The following is a 15,705-nucleotide window of genomic DNA, read 5'->3' as shown; positions in this document are numbered from 1 at the left end:
ATGACCACGCCAGCTGACGACCGCGCCGTCGAGGAGGCCTTCGAGGCCGCCCTCGCCGGCCGCCCCGTGCCTGACGGCGCCTGCTCCCTGGTCGCGTTCACCGACGCGGTCCGGGCGGACGCCGCGGCGCCCGGGAGGCCCACCGCGGCCCTGGCCGAGCTGCTGGCGACCGGTCTCCTCACCACCCACCAGGAACCGTCCCCCGGGACGGCCGGGCGCCCCGCCCGGACCTCACGGAAGAGGCCTCGCATGCTGTTCGCCGCTCTCATCGCCAAGATCGCCTCCGCCGGCGCGGTCGCCAAGGCCGCCGCCGGGACCGGCGTCGTCGTAGTCGCGCTCGCCGGCGCGACCACCGCCGGTGCGCTCACCTCTCCGGAGGAGCCCACCCCCGTCGTCGAGACGGCCGTGCCCGCCCAGACCGCCGGGACCGACGAGGTCGTCGGGACGGACGACCCTGTCGTCCCGGCCGACGACGCCGCTGGGAACGCCCCCTCCGAGGGCGAGGGCCCCGGTGACACCGGTGACGCCTCCGGGGACGACACGACCGGGGACGACACGACCGGGGACGACACGACCGGGGACGACGCCACCGGGGACGACGCCACCGGGGACGACGCCACCGGGGACGAGCAGTCCCAGCCGGTGCAGGAGGACACCGAGCCCGCCCACCCGGGGGACTTCGGAGCGCGGGTGAGCGAGGACGCGCGTGACGGTGGCGTCGACGGGCAGGAGATCCGCGACGCCGCGCACGCCCGCAACGAGGCGCGCAAGGAGGCCCGGGAGGCCGCCCGGACCGAGGCGCCCGAGGTCGAGGACGAGGCCCCGGAGGTCGAGGAGGCCGAGGAGGAGACGGCCGAGGCGGCCCCGGCGCCCGTGGCGGAGCCCCGCGGCAACGCCGGGCAGTCGGGCCGCGGCAACGGCAACGGCAACGGCAACGGCAAGAACTGACACCGCCGGGCGGGGCCGCGTTCAGGTGAGCGCGGCCCCGCCCGCCAGCATCAGCACGACGTCCAGGACGGTCAGGAGCATGACCGCCGGGAAGGCCAGCCGCCGGAAACGCGCGGTGCCGGCCAGGGCAGCGACGGCGACGGCGGGCACGGCCAGTGCGAGACCGGTCCACCCGGCCGCCGTCGGGGGGCCCTCCGGTCCCAGGACCAGCACCAGCGAGGCCGCTCCCAGCAGTCCCGCACCGGTGACCGCCGAGGTCCGGGCCCCCAACCGGTGCGGCAGCCCGCGGACGCCGGTCGCCAGGTCGTCCTCGAGGTCCGGCGCGACGTTGGCCAGGTGGGCCGCGGCGCCCAGTGCGCCGCCGGCCGCCACCAGCCACCAGGGCGCGACCGGCGCTCCGGGAGCCGCCGCCACCACCCCGGCGGGGAGCGCCCCGAACCCGGTGACGTAGGGGAGCAGCGAGACGGCGGTGCGCTTGAGCCGGGCGTTGTAGGCCCAGCCGCTGGCGACGAGGACCAGCAGCAGCAGTCCCGGGACGACGCCGAGGAGCAGGGACAGGACGACGGCCGCGGCGGCCGACGCGAGGGCCAGCGAGCGGAGCAGGGAGGGGGCGACGGTGCCCTGCACGACCGGCTTGTCGGGCCGCGCGACGGCGCGGTCGCGGTCGGCGTCGAGCCAGTCGTTGCTCCACCCGATGGATGCCTGACCTGCGAGGACGGCGAGCCCGACCAGGGCCACCCGCCCCGCCGGCACCCCGGCGGCGACCGCCAGGAGGGTGGCCACGACGGTCACCGCGACCGCCGGGCCCGGGTGGGTGGCCATCGCCAGCGCCCGGGTCGTCGCTGCCGGCCGGGAGGGGTGCGCAGGCACATCCACCACGCCGCTGTCAACCCCTCTCGCCAAGTTGATACCGCCGCTGACCTGCGGGTTTACGAATCCGAGCCGTCCCGTTCGTCAGTTTCGCGTGGTAACCTGTGGACAGCGAAAGGGGTCACACACACATGGGCTTCACTGTCGGCGAGACCGTTGTCTACCCGCACCACGGTGCCGCGCTCATCGAGGCGATCGAGAAGCGGGTCATCAAGGGTGAAGAGAAGGCCTACCTCGTGCTGAAGGTCGCCCAGGGCGACCTCACCGTGCGCGTGCCGGCCGACAACGCAGAGATCGTCGGCGTCCGTGACGTCGTCGGTCAGGAGGGGCTGAACCGGGTCTTCGAGGTCCTGCGCGCCCCCCACACCGAGGAGCCGACCAACTGGTCGCGCCGCTACAAGGCCAACCTGGAGAAGCTCGCCTCCGGTGACGTCAACAAGGTCGCCGAGGTCGTCCGCGACCTGTGGCGCCGAGACAAGGACCGTGGCCTCTCCGCCGGCGAGAAGCGCATGCTCTCCAAGGCCCGCCAGATCCTGGTGAGCGAGCTTGCGCTCGCCGAGGGCACCAACGAGGACAAGGCCGAGGTGCTCCTCGACGAGGTCCTCGCCAGCTGAGCCCGGCTCGCGCGGCTCATCGCACTCCCGCACGTCCAGACCACTCCCGTGCACGCTGTCGGCATCGTCGCAGCGGCCGGGAGTGGTCTGCGTCTGGGGGCGGACCGGCCGAAGGCACTGGTGCCGCTGGGCGGCCGGGCGCTGGTCTGCTGGGCCGTCGACGCGCTGCGTGACGGCGGGGTGGCCGAGGTCGTCGTGGCGATCCCGGCCGCCGAGTTCTCCGCGTTCGCGACCGTGCTGCCGATGGACGTCCGGCTCGTCGCCGGCGGCGACACCCGCACCGCCTCGGTCCGGGCCGCGCTCGAGGCCGCCGGGAGTCCGGCCGACGCCGTCCTCGTCCACGACGCCGCCCGCCCGCTGACCCCGCCCGAGGTCGTGGCCCGGGTGCTGGCCGCGGTGGCCGCCGGTGCCCCCGCCGTCGTCCCCGTGCTGCCGGTGGTCGACACGACCGTCACCGTCGACCCCGACGGGCTGCTCACCGGCACTCTGCCGCGCACGGAGCTGCGCCGGGTGCAGACCCCGCAGGGCTTCGCCCGGGACGCCCTGGTCGCGGCCTACGGGCGGCTGCCCGACGACGCCGACCTCACCGACGACGCCGCCGTGGTGCGCGCGGCCGGGATCCCGGTCGCCACCGTGGCCGGCGACGAGCGGGCCGCCAAGGTGACCGTGGCCCACGACCTCGCGCTGGCCGAACTGCAGGTGCACGGGTGACCCTCCCGAGGGTCGGGCTAGGGGTCGACGTCCACCCCGTCGAGGCCGGCCGGGAGTGCTGGCTCGCCGGTCTCCGGTGGCCCGACGCCGACGGCTGCGCGGGGCACTCCGACGGGGACGTCGTCGCGCACGCCCTCACCGACGCGGTGCTGTCGGCCGCCGGGCTCGGCGACATCGGCGGGCTGCTCGGCACCGACGACCCGCAGTGGGCCGGTGCCCGGGGCGCGGCGGTGCTCGAACACGTCCGGGAGGTGCTCGCCGCGGCCGGCTGGCGGGTCGGCAACGCCGCCGTCCAGCTGGTCGGCAACACCCCGAAGGTGGGTCCGCGGAGGGCCGAGGCGGAGGCGGCGCTCTCCGCGGCCCTGGGCGCGCCGGTGAGCGTCACCGCCACCACGACCGACGGCCTCGGCCTGACCGGCCGGGGGGAGGGGCGGGCCGCGATGGCGACGGCGCTGGTGGTCCGGACCGACGACGGGTCGGCCTCCGGAGACTCCGAGCACAGCTGATGGTGCGCTCCGTAGACTCCGCACAGTGAGCCTCCGCCTGTACGACACGGCCGCGCGCGCGGTCCGCGACTTCACGCCCCTGCGTGCGGGACAGGCATCCATCTACGTCTGCGGGCTCACCGTGCAGGGCCCGCCGCACGTCGGCCACGTGCGGGCCGCACTCGTCTTCGACGTGCTCCGCCGGTGGCTGGACGCCGGCGGGCTCGAGGTCACCTACGTCCGCAACGTCACCGACATCGACGACAAGATCCTCGCCAAGGCCGGCGAGCACGGCGTGCCGTGGTGGGCGTGGGCGTACGCCAACGAACTGGCCTGCACCCGGGCCTACGACGTGCTGGGGGTGCTGCCGCCGACCTACGAGCCGCGCGCCACCGGCCACATCCCCGACATGGTCGCCCTCATGGAGCGGCTGATCGAGCGCGGCCACGCCTACGCCGTCGACGGCGACGTCTACTTCGACGTCCGCAGCTTCCCCGAGTACGGGGCGCTGACCGGGCAGCGGCTGGAGGACCTGCAGCCGGCCGCCGACACCGAGACCGACGAGCGCAAGCGGGATCCCCGCGACTTCGCCCTCTGGAAGGCGGCCAAGGAGGGCGAGCCGGGGACCGCGTCCTGGGCCACCCCCTGGGGCCGCGGCCGGCCGGGCTGGCACCTGGAGTGCTCCGCGATGGCCGAGCGCTACCTCGGGCCCGAGTTCGACGTCCACGGCGGCGGGCTGGACCTGCGCTTCCCGCACCACGAGAACGAGCAGGCCCAGTCGCGCGCGGCCGGTGACGGGTTCGCCCGCTACTGGTTGCACAACGGCTGGGTCACCCTCGGTGGCGAGAAGATGAGCAAGTCGCTGGGCAACACCGCGCTGGTCGACGAGGTCGTCAAGCGCGTGCGGCCGGTGGAGCTGCGCTACTACCTGATCGCCCCGCACTACCGGTCGACGATCGAGTTCACCGACGCCGCATTGGCCGAGGCCGGCGCGGCCTACCGGCGGCTGGAGTCGTTCGTCAAGCGCGCCGCCGAGCGGGTGGGGGCGGACGCCGGGAAGCCGGACCTGCCGCCGGAGTTCGTCGCCGCCCTCGATGACGACCTCGGCACCCCGGCCGCGGTCGCCGCCGTCCACGAGGCGGTGCGGCAGGGCAACACCGCGCTGGCCGCCGGGGACGACGGGGGCACCGCGGCGGCGCTGGGGTCGGTGCGGGCGATGCTGGCCGTCCTCGGGCTGGACCCGCTGGACCCGCACTGGGCGGCTGAGGGCGGCGGCGACGGCCGGCTCACCGAGGTGACCGACGGGCTGGTGTCGCTGGCGCTGGAGCAGCGCCAGGCAGCCCGCGCGCGCAAGGACTACGCCGCGGCCGACGCGATCCGCGACTCGCTGGCCGCGCTCGGTGTCCAGGTCGAGGACACCCCGCAGGGACCCCGATGGGAGCTGAGCCGCTGATGGCCGGCAACAGCCAGCGCCGGGGCCGCACCAGCGGCGCCGGTAAGAAGGGCGCCACCGCCGGCACCGGCGGCAAGGGCCGCAGGGCACTGGCCGGGCGCGGAGCGACGCCGCCGGCCGAGATGCGCCCCGGCCACCCCGCGCAGCGGCGGGCGCAGGCCGATGCCCGGCGTCGGGCCGACCGCGACCGCAGCCGGCAGCGCGCCGAGGAGGCCCCCGAGCTGCTGCTGGGCCGCAACCCGGTCGTCGAGGCGCTGCGGGCGCAGATCCCGGCGACCGCGCTGTACGTCGTCACCGGGGACAGCCGGGCGGCGACCGACGAGCGGATCACCGAGGCGCTGCACCTGGCCAACGACCGGGGGCTGCCGCTGCTGGAGGTCGGCAGGGCCGAGTTCGACCGGATGTCCGGGGGCGCGCTGCACCAGGGCATCGGCCTGCAGGTGCCGCCGTACCAGTACGCGCACCCCGACGACCTGCTCGACCTCGCCCGCGACTCGGGCCGGCCGCCGCTGGTGGTCGCGATGGACGGGGTCACCGACCCGCGCAACCTCGGCGCCGTGGTCCGCTCCGCCGCGGCCTTCGACGCGCACGGCGTCGTCGTCCCGCAGCGGCGGGCGGTGGGCATGACCGCCTCGGCGTGGCGGACCAGCGCCGGCGCCGCCGCCCGGCTGCCCGTCGCGCGCGCGGTGAACCTGGCCCGCGCGCTCGCCTCCTACCAGGACGCCGGGCTGATGACGGTGGGCCTGGCCGCCGACGGCGACGTCGACGTGTCGGAGTTCGACGGCTTCGCCGACCCGGTGGCGCTCGTCGTGGGCGCCGAGGGCGCGGGGCTGTCCCGGCTCGTGCGGGAGCGCTGCGACGTCGTCGTCAGCATCCCGATCGCCAGGGACACCGAGTCGCTCAACGTCAGCGTCGCCGCCGGCATCGCCCTGTACCAGGCCGCGATGACCCGCCGTTCCAGCGGGGTGTGAGGGGCGCGGGAACCGCGCCGTACGACTCCGCTCACCCGAGCAGCTGGGCGACCGTGTAGATCACCAGGCCGGCCAGCCCGCCGACGACGGTGCCGTTGATGCGGATGAACTGCAGGTCCCGGCCGACCTGGAGCTCGATCCGGCGGCTGGTCTCCTCGGTGTCCCAGCGGGCGACGGTGCTGCCCACCAGGTCGGCCACGTCGCCGGAGAACCGCTCCACGAGGTAGCCGGCGGCCGTGTGGGCGTGCCGCTGCACCAGTTCGCGGAGGGTGGGGTCGTTCTCCAGCTTGTCCGCCAGCGTGCGGATCATCGCGGTCATCCGTGCCCGCAGCTCGGACTCCGGGTCCGCGGCCGCGGTCAGGACGGAGTTCTTGACCGTGGTCCACAGCGACCCCGACCACGTCCGGACGGCGGGGTGCTCCAGGAGCTCCTTTTTCAGCTCCTCGACCCGCCCCGCGGTGGCCGGGTCGGTGCGCAGCGCGTGCACGTAGGCGCGCAGCCGGGCGTCGTAGACCCGGCGCAGCTCGTGCCGGGGGTCCTCGCCGACCTCCTCCAGGAACTCCTGCAGCGCGGCGAAGACCCGGTCGAACACCCGGTCGTCGACCCAGTCGGGCACCCACGCGGGGGAGGCGTCGCCCAGCTGGGCGCGGAACACCACCCGGTTGTCCTCGAGGAACCGGGCCAGCCCGCGCAGCGCCGCGGAGAGCACCTCCTGGTGGCGGTCGCCGCCCACGACCAGCTCCAGTGCGCGGGCGACCACCGGGGCCGCGGGCGTGGCGTGCAGCTTGCGGTCGACCAGCGCGGCGACGGCCGGCTGGAGGTCGTCGTCCCGGAGCAGGTCGGCCACGGAGTGCAGGACCGCCGCGGCGTCACCGGAGAGCCGCTCGGCCCGTCCCGGGGCGGCCAGGAACGCGCCGAGCCGGCCGGGGACGTCGATCGTGGTCAGCTTCTCCTCGACCACGGCGCGGGTCAGGAAGTTCTGCTGGACGAAGGTGCCCAGGCTGGCGCCGATCTGGTCCTTCTTGCGCGGGATGATCGCGGTGTGCGGGATCGGCAGCCGCATCGGGTGCCGGAAGAGCGCGGTGACGGCGAACCAGTCGGCCAGGGCGCCCACCATCGAGGCCTCGGCGGTCGCCCGCACGTAGCCCACCCAGGCCCCGGCCTCCGGGCCGAGCAGGACGCAGACGAGGAAGACCGCGGCGGCGGCCAGGAACAGCCCGGTCGCCAGCCGCTTCATGCGGGCGAGGTCACGGGCCCGCTCCGGGTCGTCGAGGGAGCGGGCCAGGGGAGCGGTCGGGCGGGGTGCCGGCACCTGACCGAGCCTAGGCACCCCGCCGCGCACCGCGCTGGGCGTCAGTCGGACGTGCTGCCGAGGGTGACGTCCACCGAGGAGGTGTCCGTGCCGCGCTGGACGGTGAGGGTGACCTCGTCGCCCGGCGTCGCGCTGCGCACGGCGGCGGTCAGCTCGGTGGAGGTGGTGACCACCCGGTCGCCGACGGCGGTGACGACGTCCCCGGCCCGCAGTCCGGCGTCGGCCGCCGGGCTGTTCGGCTGCACCTGCACGATCTGCGCGCCGGTGCCGATCTCGGGGTTGCCGTCGTCGGCCGCGGTCTGGGCGCTGACGCCGAGGTAGGTCGTCTGCGCCGAGCCCGAGGCGATGATCTCCTTCGCGATCCGCTGGGCGGTGTTGCCCGGGATGGCGAAGCCCACGCCGATGTTCCCGCTCTCCGACTGCTGGCCGGGCGCACCGGCGGCGACGGTGGCGATGGCGGTGTTGATCCCGACGACCTCGCCGGCGCCGTCGACCAGCGCGCCACCGGAGTTGCCCGGGTTGATCGCGGCGTCGGTCTGCAGCGCGTCGATGACCGTCGCGTCGTCCTGCGTGGACCCGGTGGCGACGGCGCGGCCGGTGGCGCTGATGATCCCGTCGGTCACGGTGTCCGACAGCCCGAGGGGGGCACCGATGGCGACCGCGAGGTCGCCGACCTGGACCTCGTCGGAGTCGGCGAAGGTGGCCGGGGTGAGGCCGGTGGCGCCGTCGAGCTCGAGCACGGCCAGGTCGTAGGTCGGCTCGGTGCCCACGACGGTCGCGTCGTACAGCCTGCCGTCGGAGGTGCGCACCGAGACGGTCGCCGAGCCCGTGCTGCCGTCCAGGCTCACCACGTGGTTGTTGGTCAGCACGTAGCCGTCGTCGGTGAGGACGACGCCGGAGCCGCTGCCCGAGCCCGAGGACGCGGTGACGTAGACGGTCACCACGCTCGGCGCCGCCTTCGCCGCGGCCGCGGTCACGGCGGTCGCCGTCTCGGGGTTGGTGATCGTCACGTTCTGCGCGGCCGCGGTCGCGGTGCCGGCCGTCCCGCCGTCGTCGGTGAGCGCCACCACGCCTGCTCCGGCGCCGCCGCCGATGAGCGCGCCGGCGAGCAGGCCGGCGACGCCCATCCGCAGTCGCCCCGACCGCCGGCGCGGCTCCTGGGGCTCCGGCGGGGTGGGGGGCAGGGAACCGGGCGGCGAGGGCGGAACGGCGGCCGGCTGCTGCCAGGCCGGGGGCGCCCACGGGGCGGCGCTGGGGGTGCCGTAGTGGTTCACGGGTCCTGAGTCCTCCTATCGGGCAGCGGTCCGCCGCCCTCGCGGAGACCACGATCGGCGCCCCGGCTGCCGCGGGGCTGACGGTCGGCTGTGAGGTCCCTGGACGCCTCAGCGGGGGATGCCGGACAGCAGCCGGCCGCGGGCCACCAGCTCGGTCGCCACCCACACCGCGACCACCTGGGTGGCCATCAGGCCGATCAGCACGAGCAGCTGCGCCGCACCGGCCTCCAGGGGACTGCCCCCGCCCAGCAGCACGCCGACGAAGGCGCCGGGGAGCGTCACCAGCCCGACCGTACGGGTCTGGTCCAGCCCGGGCACCAGGGCCGTCGCCGCGGCGGAGCGGCCGATCTCCAGGACGGCGTCCCGCCGCTGGAAGCCCAGCGCGAGGGCGGCCTCGACCTCGCCGCGCCGCCCGGTCAGCTCCTCCCGCAGGCGGCGGCCGGCCAGCGAGGTGGCCGTCATCGCCCCGCCGACGAGGATCCCCGCCACCGGGATGACCGCCTCCCCGCGCAGTGGCACGGTGCCGCTGGCCAGCACCAGCGCCACCACCGGCGCCGCCCCGCCGACGATCGGCAGCGCCGCGGCGCCCACCCGGCGCAGCGAGCCCGCGGCGCGCACCGGCAGCCCGGTCGCCCGGCCGGCCGCGGTGACCGCCGCGACGCTGACCATCAGCAGCACGAAGGCGGCCGACAGGGCCAGCGAGCGGACCACGGCCAGCAGGACGGCGGAGACCACCCCCAGCTGGACGGTGGCCCGCAGCGCGGCGACGGCGACCGGGCGGTCCTGGCCCAGCCCCGAGACCCGGCCGACGATCGCGGCCAGGGCGGTGAGCACGGCCAGCACCACGGCCAGCCGCGAGCCGAGGTCGACGACGGAGGAACCCACGGGCGCCGATCCTGCCGGGCGCCCCGGGTACCCCCGACGCGGGTCCGCCGCCGAGCTCGGGCCGCGGGCCGGCGGTCAGCCGACGGCGATGATCTCCTCGCGCGGCTCCGCTCCGGTGAGTCGGTGGACCGGCGGCACGAAGGCCATCGGGGAGGTGCAGTGCCGCAGCAACCAGCGGTGCAGCGAGTCCATGGGGCGGTGCAGCAGCCCGCCGTGTCCGGCAGTGAGCGCGAGCAACGGGGTCGGGCAGGCGGCGGCGAGCACCCGGCCGCCGGTGGGGTGGGGGAGCCGCTGGTGGGACACCTGCAGGCCGGGGAACCGCTCGGCCCACGCGTCGGCGTCCCCGGTCCAGCCGGCGTCGTCCGGCCGCGTGTGCAGGACGGTCAGCGGCACCGCCGACCGCCGCGCCTCGTCGGCGGCGAAGACGGCGACCGGCTCGTCGTCCTCGCGTTCCCCGAGGCCGAGCACCGCCACGTGCGGGCGCGTCCCGCCGGTCGGCCCGCGGTGCCGGGGCACGACGACGACCGGCTGCGGGCTGCGGGCCGCCACGCGCTGCGCGACCGAGGCGAGCACCATCTCGTCGGCCGCGCCGGTGGTGGAGATGCCGAGCACCAGGAGCGCGGCGTCCTCGGCGGCCCGGAGCAGCGCGGTCACGGCGTCGCCCGGGACGACCTCGGTCGAGGTCGAGACCGACGGCGCGGTGTGCCGGGCGACGGTGTAGGCCTGGGCGGTCACGCCGCGGGCCCGGGGCAGCTCGGGTGGTGCCGCGCCGGCGACCCCCGAGCGCCCGAGACGGCGTGAGGCGTAGACGATCCGCAGTGGCACCCCCCGGCGCGCGGCCTCCTCAGCGGCCCACCGGACGGCGCGCAGCCCGCACTCGCTGCCATCGGCGCCGGCCACCACGGGCAGCGGAGGGGGGCCGCCGTCCTCCGGCCGGGGCTCGGGCAGGGTGCCGGCGGGTGTGGGGGTCGTCGTGGACACGGGCACCTCCGTCGAAGTGGTCGCCCCCGTGCGTGACCGAAGCGTCCTCGCCCGGGCGCCGGCAGGGAAGACCCGACCGACACGGTGCGTGCAAGAGCCTGCTGTCTGGGTAGGGGACGGGTGAGGCCGCCCCGCGCGGCCCCGTCCCGTCCGGCCCCGTCCTGGAGGCTGCCCCGTGCCCACCCGCGGCCCCCTCACCCGTCTCCTCCTCGGCCTCGGACTGGTCGCCGGCGCCGCGTTCGCGGTCGTCGGCGGCCTCGCCCTGCCGCCCAGCGGCCTGGTCGCGGTCGCCCTCGCCGGCGTCGTCGCCGGTGCCCTGGCCTGGGGTGTCACCCGCGAGTCCAGCGGGCGGGACAGCCGCGCGACCGTCGAGGCCGCCTGGCGGACGGCCGCGGCGACCGTGACCGTGCTGATCGTGCTCTCCGGTGCCGCGACCCTCGGCGGTGCGCTGCTCACGCTGCTGGTCGCGGCGGGCGGAGCGGCCGTCGCGCTGGGGGTGTGGGCCGTGCGGGGAGGCCGGTCCGCCCTGGCGGGTCCGGGCGTCCCGGCGGCTGGCCCGTTCCGTCCGGCGGGCGGCCCGTTCCGTCCGGCGGGCGGCCCGTTCCGTCCGGCCGACGTCCCGGCCCGGCCGGCCGACGTCCCGGCCCGGCCGGTGGCGGACCTGTCGACCGGTGAGCTGGGCCGGGAGTGGGTCCGGACGACCACCGCGCTGGGCGGCCGGCTGGACCCCCGCACCCGGCAGGCACTGGTCACACGCCGGCAGGAGACCCTCGACGAGTTGGAACGGCGCGACCCGGCCGGCTTCGCCCGCTGGCTGGCCGCCGGGCCCCTCCCGGGCAGCGACCCGGCCGGTCACCTCCGGCACGGAGACCCCGCCGCCTGAAGCCGCCCCAGCGGGGTCGCGCCCGTCGCGGTCGTCCGGTGTGCGGCCGGGGGCGATGAGTCGCCCCGACGCGGTGGGGGCCGCGGACTCCTGCGCGGGGTCTCCCAGCGCTCAGGGGACGGCCCACCGTCGACGCCGCTCGACGCTCGGCCGGGTGAACCGCGTCGGTGATCGGTGGCGGCGAGGTGACGCCGTCCCGATGATCACCGGGTGACCGAGGGACGCCGGAGGCTGCGGTGGGGTCTCCTGGTGGTTCCCGGGGCCGCCGCAGGGACGTTCGTCGGCGGCCTCCAGCAGGCGGTGCGTGGCCTCGTGGGTGGCGAGCCGTGGAACTGGGCGGAGATGGCCGTGTACGGCTGGGGGTGGGCCCTGCTGGCGCCGCCCACCGTGTGGCTCGTCCGGCGAGCAGTCGACCGCGGCCGCCTCCCGCAGAACCCCGCCGCTCGGGTCCGTGCCCGGCAGTCGACGTCGGTCGCCCCCGCGATGAGGTCAGGCGTCCTCCCGTCCGATGCGGATCCCGACGTCTGGCGGCGGGCACTGCGCGCTGAGGTGCGCGAGTGGAACAGCCAGCGGTGGCTCGCCGTGGCGTTCGCCGTGGTGGGCGTCGGCGTCATCGGGGCCGCGGCGATCGTCGCCAACGACAACGCCTGGGGCGTGGGGACGGTGGCGATCGTGGTGACCGCCGAAGGCGTCGCCGCCCACCGCTGGTCCGGGCGGCGGCTCCGGACCGCGCGGGGACTCCAGGCAGGACTGCGGGCCCGTGAGGAGCGCCCAGGCGCTGGCGGTGGCCACCCGTGACCAGCGCGATCATGGTCGTGGTGGCGATCCTGCTGGGCCTGCCCCTGCTGGCCTGGTGGCTGGGGAACCGGCGGTTCTGGTCGCGTCTGCGCCCGGGGGCGGAGCGGGATCCGTGGGGCGATGCCATGCGGCGGTTCGGCCTGACACCGCAGGACGCGGCACGGGTGGAGTCAGCGGTCACGTGGGGCCGCCGGATGGACGACGAGCGGCTGCGCCGAGCCGCCGTCGCGTGGGCCAGGGACCTCATCGAGCAGGCGGAGGCTCGCCGCCGGATCCGGTCGCCGTGGGGTCGTGTCGCCGTGCTGCTCGGTTGGGCGGGTGTCGTCGCGGCCGGGCTGTACTGGGTGACCGTCCGGGAGGGTGGTGTCCCGTGGGACGCGGTCGCGTGGTGGCTGTTCTGGCCCGCGGTGTTCGCATGGCTCGTCGGAGGGCCGCGGCGCGCCATCCGCGTCAACTCGGACTCGCGCTCACCCGACGACCGGCACGGGGCGCCCTGACCCGGACAGCCCCCATCGCACCCCGGCCGACGGCGCGCGGCCGTCCGCTGCCGTTGCGGTCGGTGCCCGCACTGCAGGCGTGGGTGTCCCAGGTTCTCGCGTCGGCACCCCGTTGACCGTGCAGGACCGGAGCACCACGCTGGCCGGGTCGGCCCGACGGCGGGCTCGCCGCCGACCTCACCGCGCCCGGGCCGCTCCTCGTCCCCCGGGGTCAGCATGGGTGAACGGCTGGAACAGCACGGCGACCGCGTCGACCGCGTCCTGTCCACCGGGCGGCTCGAGGCGTTCAGCGACGGCGTGTTCGCCATCGCCATCACGCTGCTGGTGCTCGAGATCTCGGTCCCCGACGACTCCGAGCACGACCTGCTCGGCGCCCTGCTGGACCAGTGGCCCTCCTACCTCGCCTACGGCGTCAGCTTCGCCACCATCGGCGGTGTCTGGCTGGCCCACAACGTGGTCACCGAGTACCTGCGCCAGGTGGACCCGGTGTTCATCCGCCTCAACCTGCTGCTGCTCATGACTGTCTCACTCCTGCCCTTCCCGACGCGCCTGCTCGCCGAGCACATCCAGGAGACCCAGGCCGAGCGCGTGGCCGCCACCGTGTACGGGCTGACCCTGCTCGCGTCGGTGCTGCTGGTCTCGGGCCTGTGGCGGTACGCCGTGCGGCGACGGCTGGTCGATCCCGACGCCCAGGAGGCCGACATCCGTGTGCTCAGCCGCCGCCTCCAACCGGGCACGGTCGGCTACGCCGCGCTCATCGTCCTGGGCCTGTTCCTGCCGCAGGTGGCCCTCTTCGGCTACCTGCTCATCGCTGTCGGCCTCATCGTCCCGGTACGCAGACGGACCCGACGCCGCGTCTGATCCCCGAGGCGGCGCGGCCCGCCCGACGACGCCGGGTGACCAGGGCGCCGAGCCGTCCCGTGCGTTGTCCCTATCCTTGTGCCGGGAGTTGTTCCCGATCTCCCGCCGGCGTGGCGCAACTGGTAGCGCACCCGACTTGTAATCGGGCGGTTGGGGGTTCGAGTCCCCCCGTCGGCTCCGGGCCGTGCTGTGGGCGGGGGCGGCGTCCGCCCCCGCCCAGCACCTCGCGGCGGGACGTGGCTCCGCACCCGCCACCGGGCTAGGGAGCCCCGGGCATCGCCTCGGCCTGGGCGAAGACCAGCGTCGCGTGCGCCGCGGCGTCCCCGAGCTCGTCGAGGGCCTGCGCGGACACGTTGTCGAACCCGTCGCACGCCTGGTGGTAGCAGGCGTCGTAGGCGACGCCGGCCGTGCCGCCGTAGAGAGCCACCTGAGCCTCGGTCTTGACCCCCTCGGCCCCGGAGAACAGCCCCCCGGCGGGGATGCCCTGGGCGATGAACGGGCCGTAGTCCGACCGGCCGGTGAAGGCGGTGGCCTCGGCGGCCAGGCCCTGGGCGGCGAAGTGGTCGAGGAAGACCTGCTCGATGGCCCCGCTGCCCGCGGGACCGGCGGGCGGGGTCGTCGAGCCGTCGCCGTCGTAGACGAACCGGCCGAAGTTGGGGCTGCCGAGCATGTCGAAGTTGAGGTTGAGGGCGATCCGTTGCCGGTCGGCCTCGCTGAGCGTGGCCACGTAGTGGGTCGCGCCGAGCAGCCCGAACTCCTCCGCGCCCCAGAAGGCGAACCGGACGGCGTTGCGTGGTGCCACGTCGAGCTCGGCGAGCTGCTCGGCGATCTCCAGGATCGTCGCCGAGCCGCTGCCGTTGTCGTTGATGCCCGGGCCCTCGGGCACCGAGTCCAGGTGGGCGCCGACCACGACCACCTGGTCCTCGCTGCCCTGCGGGGTGTCGGCGAGGACGTTGGACGTCGTCCGTTCCTCCGACAGCGTCGCGGTCGTGATCTCCACCCGGACCTCGCCGGCGGCCAGCAGCGCGGTCAGCTCCTCGCTCACGGCGTAGCTCGTGCCCAGCACCGGGATGGCCGTGTCCTCCGGCATCGGGCCGCCCAGGGTCCCCTGCAGGACCTCGGTCCGCCCCTCCTGGCCCTCGTTGAAGATCACCAGGGCCGACGCGCCGGCGGCCACCGCGGCGGCCGCCTTCTCCCCGAACGTGCAGGTGCCGCGCTGCACCAGGGCGACGTTCCCGGGCTGGAAGCCCGCGTAGTCCTCCGGCTGGCACCCGGCGGTCGAGGAGTTGGCCGGCCCGGTCGGGGGGACGACGTTGTCGGCGACGGCCTGGACGGGAGCGCTCACCGACCCCGATCCCGAGAACGCGGCGACGGTGAAGTCCTCGGCGGTGTACTCGCGCTCGGTGGGCGCCGTCCGCCGGAACGTGGCCGGTGCGGTCTGCTCGAAGTACGGGAAGGTGAACTCCTGCATCGTGACCTGGTAACCGGCCTCCTCCAGCTGCGTGGCGACGTAGGCCCCGGACGCGTCGTACCCCGGCGTGCCACTCGCCCGGTTGCCGCCGTGGGCCTCCGCGATCGCCTGGAGTGCCGCCAGGTGCTCGCTGATCCCGTCGACGGTGACCGCCTCGCGCAGCGCCGCGGTGTCGGTCCCGGCCGCGGCGGCGGGGGGAGCGACCAGCGCCGAGGAGGCGAGGGCGAGCAGGGCCGGTGCCGCCCAGCGGCGTCGGAGTGGTCGGTGCACGGCTGCTCCTCCGTCCGGGACGCGTCGGCACGTCGACGTGTCGACACCGGGACCCAGTGTGACGGCTGCCACGTCGCTCCCGCGCGCCGACGGCGGGGGTCCGGCGCTCGCGTGGTCGCCGTCCCCGGACGCCGCTAGCGTTCGGTCGCGCCGGCCGTCGTCGGTCCGGCGTCCAGGAACAGCCCAGGTCAGGAGGCGGCCTTGAGCGACAACGACCACGTCTACCGGCTCAGCGAGATCGTCGGCAGCAGCAGCACGAGCATCGACGACGCGATCCGCACGGCGATCCGGAAGGCCGCAGCGACCGTCCGGCACATCGAGTGGTTCGAGACCAAGGAGATCCGCGGCCAGGTCGTCGACGGCGACGTGGGCTACTTCCAGGTCCGGCTGTCGATCGGCTTCCGGGTCGAGGACTGAGCCG

Annotated in this window: 17 protein-coding genes and 1 tRNA gene; 12 read left to right on the top strand and 6 right to left on the bottom strand. The window is 75.9% G+C overall.

Annotated features, from left to right (window positions below; all coding sequences use genetic code 11):
• Positions 1-948 (top strand): hypothetical protein, encoded by a 948-nt coding sequence (locus tag ACI79I_RS03495; RefSeq protein WP_456990875.1) that lies wholly within the window; start codon positions 1-3, stop codon positions 946-948.
• 21 nt (positions 949-969) lie between these two features.
• Here ACI79I_RS03495 and ACI79I_RS03490 read toward each other — a convergent pair whose 3' ends face one another.
• Positions 970-1,827, bottom strand: coding sequence for a UbiA family prenyltransferase (locus tag ACI79I_RS03490; RefSeq protein ID WP_456990874.1), 858 nt, complete (start codon positions 1,825-1,827; stop codon positions 970-972).
• A gap of 122 nt (positions 1,828-1,949) precedes the next feature.
• Between ACI79I_RS03490 and ACI79I_RS03485 the strand changes: the two genes are divergently transcribed.
• The 5 genes from ACI79I_RS03485 to rlmB are packed head-to-tail and all read left to right on the top strand — an operon-like array spanning position 1,950 to position 6,052.
• Positions 1,950-2,432 carry a CarD family transcriptional regulator gene (locus ACI79I_RS03485; RefSeq protein ID WP_097206868.1) on the top strand — a complete coding sequence of 161 codons (483 nt, stop codon included), beginning with the start codon at positions 1,950-1,952 and terminating at the stop codon, positions 2,430-2,432.
• A gap of 48 nt (positions 2,433-2,480) precedes the next feature.
• Complete coding sequence (ispD, locus tag ACI79I_RS03480) at positions 2,481-3,143, top strand: 2-C-methyl-D-erythritol 4-phosphate cytidylyltransferase (RefSeq protein WP_456990873.1); 663 nt, start codon at positions 2,481-2,483, stop codon at positions 3,141-3,143.
• On the top strand, positions 3,140-3,649 hold the full coding sequence (gene ispF / locus ACI79I_RS03475; protein ID WP_456990872.1) for a 2-C-methyl-D-erythritol 2,4-cyclodiphosphate synthase: 510 nt from the start codon (positions 3,140-3,142) through the stop codon (positions 3,647-3,649). Before ispD ends, ispF begins: the two co-directional genes overlap by 4 nt.
• Before the next feature lie 25 nt (positions 3,650-3,674).
• Positions 3,675-5,081, top strand: coding sequence for a cysteine--tRNA ligase (gene cysS, locus ACI79I_RS03470; protein WP_456990871.1), 1,407 nt, complete (start codon positions 3,675-3,677; stop codon positions 5,079-5,081).
• A complete protein-coding gene (gene rlmB, locus ACI79I_RS03465; RefSeq protein WP_456990870.1) occupies positions 5,063-6,052 on the top strand; it encodes a 23S rRNA (guanosine(2251)-2'-O)-methyltransferase RlmB in 990 nt (329 codons plus the stop codon). Before cysS ends, rlmB begins: the two co-directional genes overlap by 19 nt.
• Before the next feature lie 31 nt (positions 6,053-6,083).
• On the opposite strand, the gene ACI79I_RS03460 is transcribed toward rlmB, so the two are convergent.
• The 4 genes from ACI79I_RS03460 to ACI79I_RS03445 form a co-directional block, all read right to left on the bottom strand.
• Positions 6,084-7,364, bottom strand: coding sequence for a DUF445 domain-containing protein (locus ACI79I_RS03460; RefSeq protein WP_456990869.1), 1,281 nt, complete (start codon positions 7,362-7,364; stop codon positions 6,084-6,086).
• Between the two features lie 41 nt (positions 7,365-7,405).
• A complete protein-coding gene (locus ACI79I_RS03455) occupies positions 7,406-8,638 on the bottom strand; it encodes a S1C family serine protease (RefSeq protein ID WP_456990868.1) in 1,233 nt (410 codons plus the stop codon).
• Positions 8,639-8,746: 108 nt separating this feature from the next.
• Positions 8,747-9,523 (bottom strand): ABC transporter permease, encoded by a 777-nt coding sequence (locus tag ACI79I_RS03450; protein WP_456990867.1) that lies wholly within the window; start codon positions 9,521-9,523, stop codon positions 8,747-8,749.
• 75 nt (positions 9,524-9,598) lie between these two features.
• Positions 9,599-10,504 (bottom strand): universal stress protein, encoded by a 906-nt coding sequence (locus ACI79I_RS03445; protein ID WP_456990866.1) that lies wholly within the window; start codon positions 10,502-10,504, stop codon positions 9,599-9,601.
• Positions 10,505-10,679: 175 nt separating this feature from the next.
• On the opposite strand from ACI79I_RS03445, the gene ACI79I_RS03440 reads away from it, so the two are divergent.
• From ACI79I_RS03440 to ACI79I_RS03420, 5 genes are all read left to right on the top strand, one after another.
• Positions 10,680-11,387: a hypothetical protein gene (locus ACI79I_RS03440; protein ID WP_456990865.1), complete on the top strand. Its 708-nt coding sequence runs from the start codon at positions 10,680-10,682 to the stop codon at positions 11,385-11,387.
• 210 nt (positions 11,388-11,597) lie between these two features.
• The gene (locus ACI79I_RS03435; RefSeq protein ID WP_456990864.1) at positions 11,598-12,185 is read left to right on the top strand and encodes a hypothetical protein; all 588 of its coding nucleotides are present in this window, start codon (positions 11,598-11,600) and stop codon (positions 12,183-12,185) included.
• On the top strand, positions 12,182-12,682 hold the full coding sequence (locus tag ACI79I_RS03430; RefSeq protein ID WP_456990863.1) for a hypothetical protein: 501 nt from the start codon (positions 12,182-12,184) through the stop codon (positions 12,680-12,682). Before ACI79I_RS03435 ends, ACI79I_RS03430 begins: the two co-directional genes overlap by 4 nt.
• A gap of 216 nt (positions 12,683-12,898) precedes the next feature.
• Positions 12,899-13,543 carry a TMEM175 family protein gene (locus ACI79I_RS03425; protein ID WP_456990862.1) on the top strand — a complete coding sequence of 215 codons (645 nt, stop codon included), beginning with the start codon at positions 12,899-12,901 and terminating at the stop codon, positions 13,541-13,543.
• Between the two features lie 104 nt (positions 13,544-13,647).
• Positions 13,648-13,720: transfer RNA gene (locus ACI79I_RS03420), tRNA-Thr, on the top strand.
• An 82-nt stretch (positions 13,721-13,802) separates the two neighbouring features.
• Here the strand turns inward: ACI79I_RS03420 and ACI79I_RS03415 are convergent.
• On the bottom strand, positions 13,803-15,284 hold the full coding sequence (locus ACI79I_RS03415) for a M20/M25/M40 family metallo-hydrolase (protein ID WP_456990861.1): 1,482 nt from the start codon (positions 15,282-15,284) through the stop codon (positions 13,803-13,805).
• Between the two features lie 201 nt (positions 15,285-15,485).
• Here ACI79I_RS03415 and ACI79I_RS03410 point away from each other — a divergent pair, with 201 nt between their 5' ends.
• Positions 15,486-15,701, top strand: coding sequence for a dodecin (locus tag ACI79I_RS03410; RefSeq protein WP_456947805.1), 216 nt, complete (start codon positions 15,486-15,488; stop codon positions 15,699-15,701).
• Positions 15,702-15,705: the final 4 nt, after the last annotated feature.

This window comes from Geodermatophilus sp. SYSU D01105, assembly GCF_054050095.1.
Note: the sequence above shows the minus strand (reverse complement) of the source record. Positions and strands in the feature narration are given on the sequence as shown.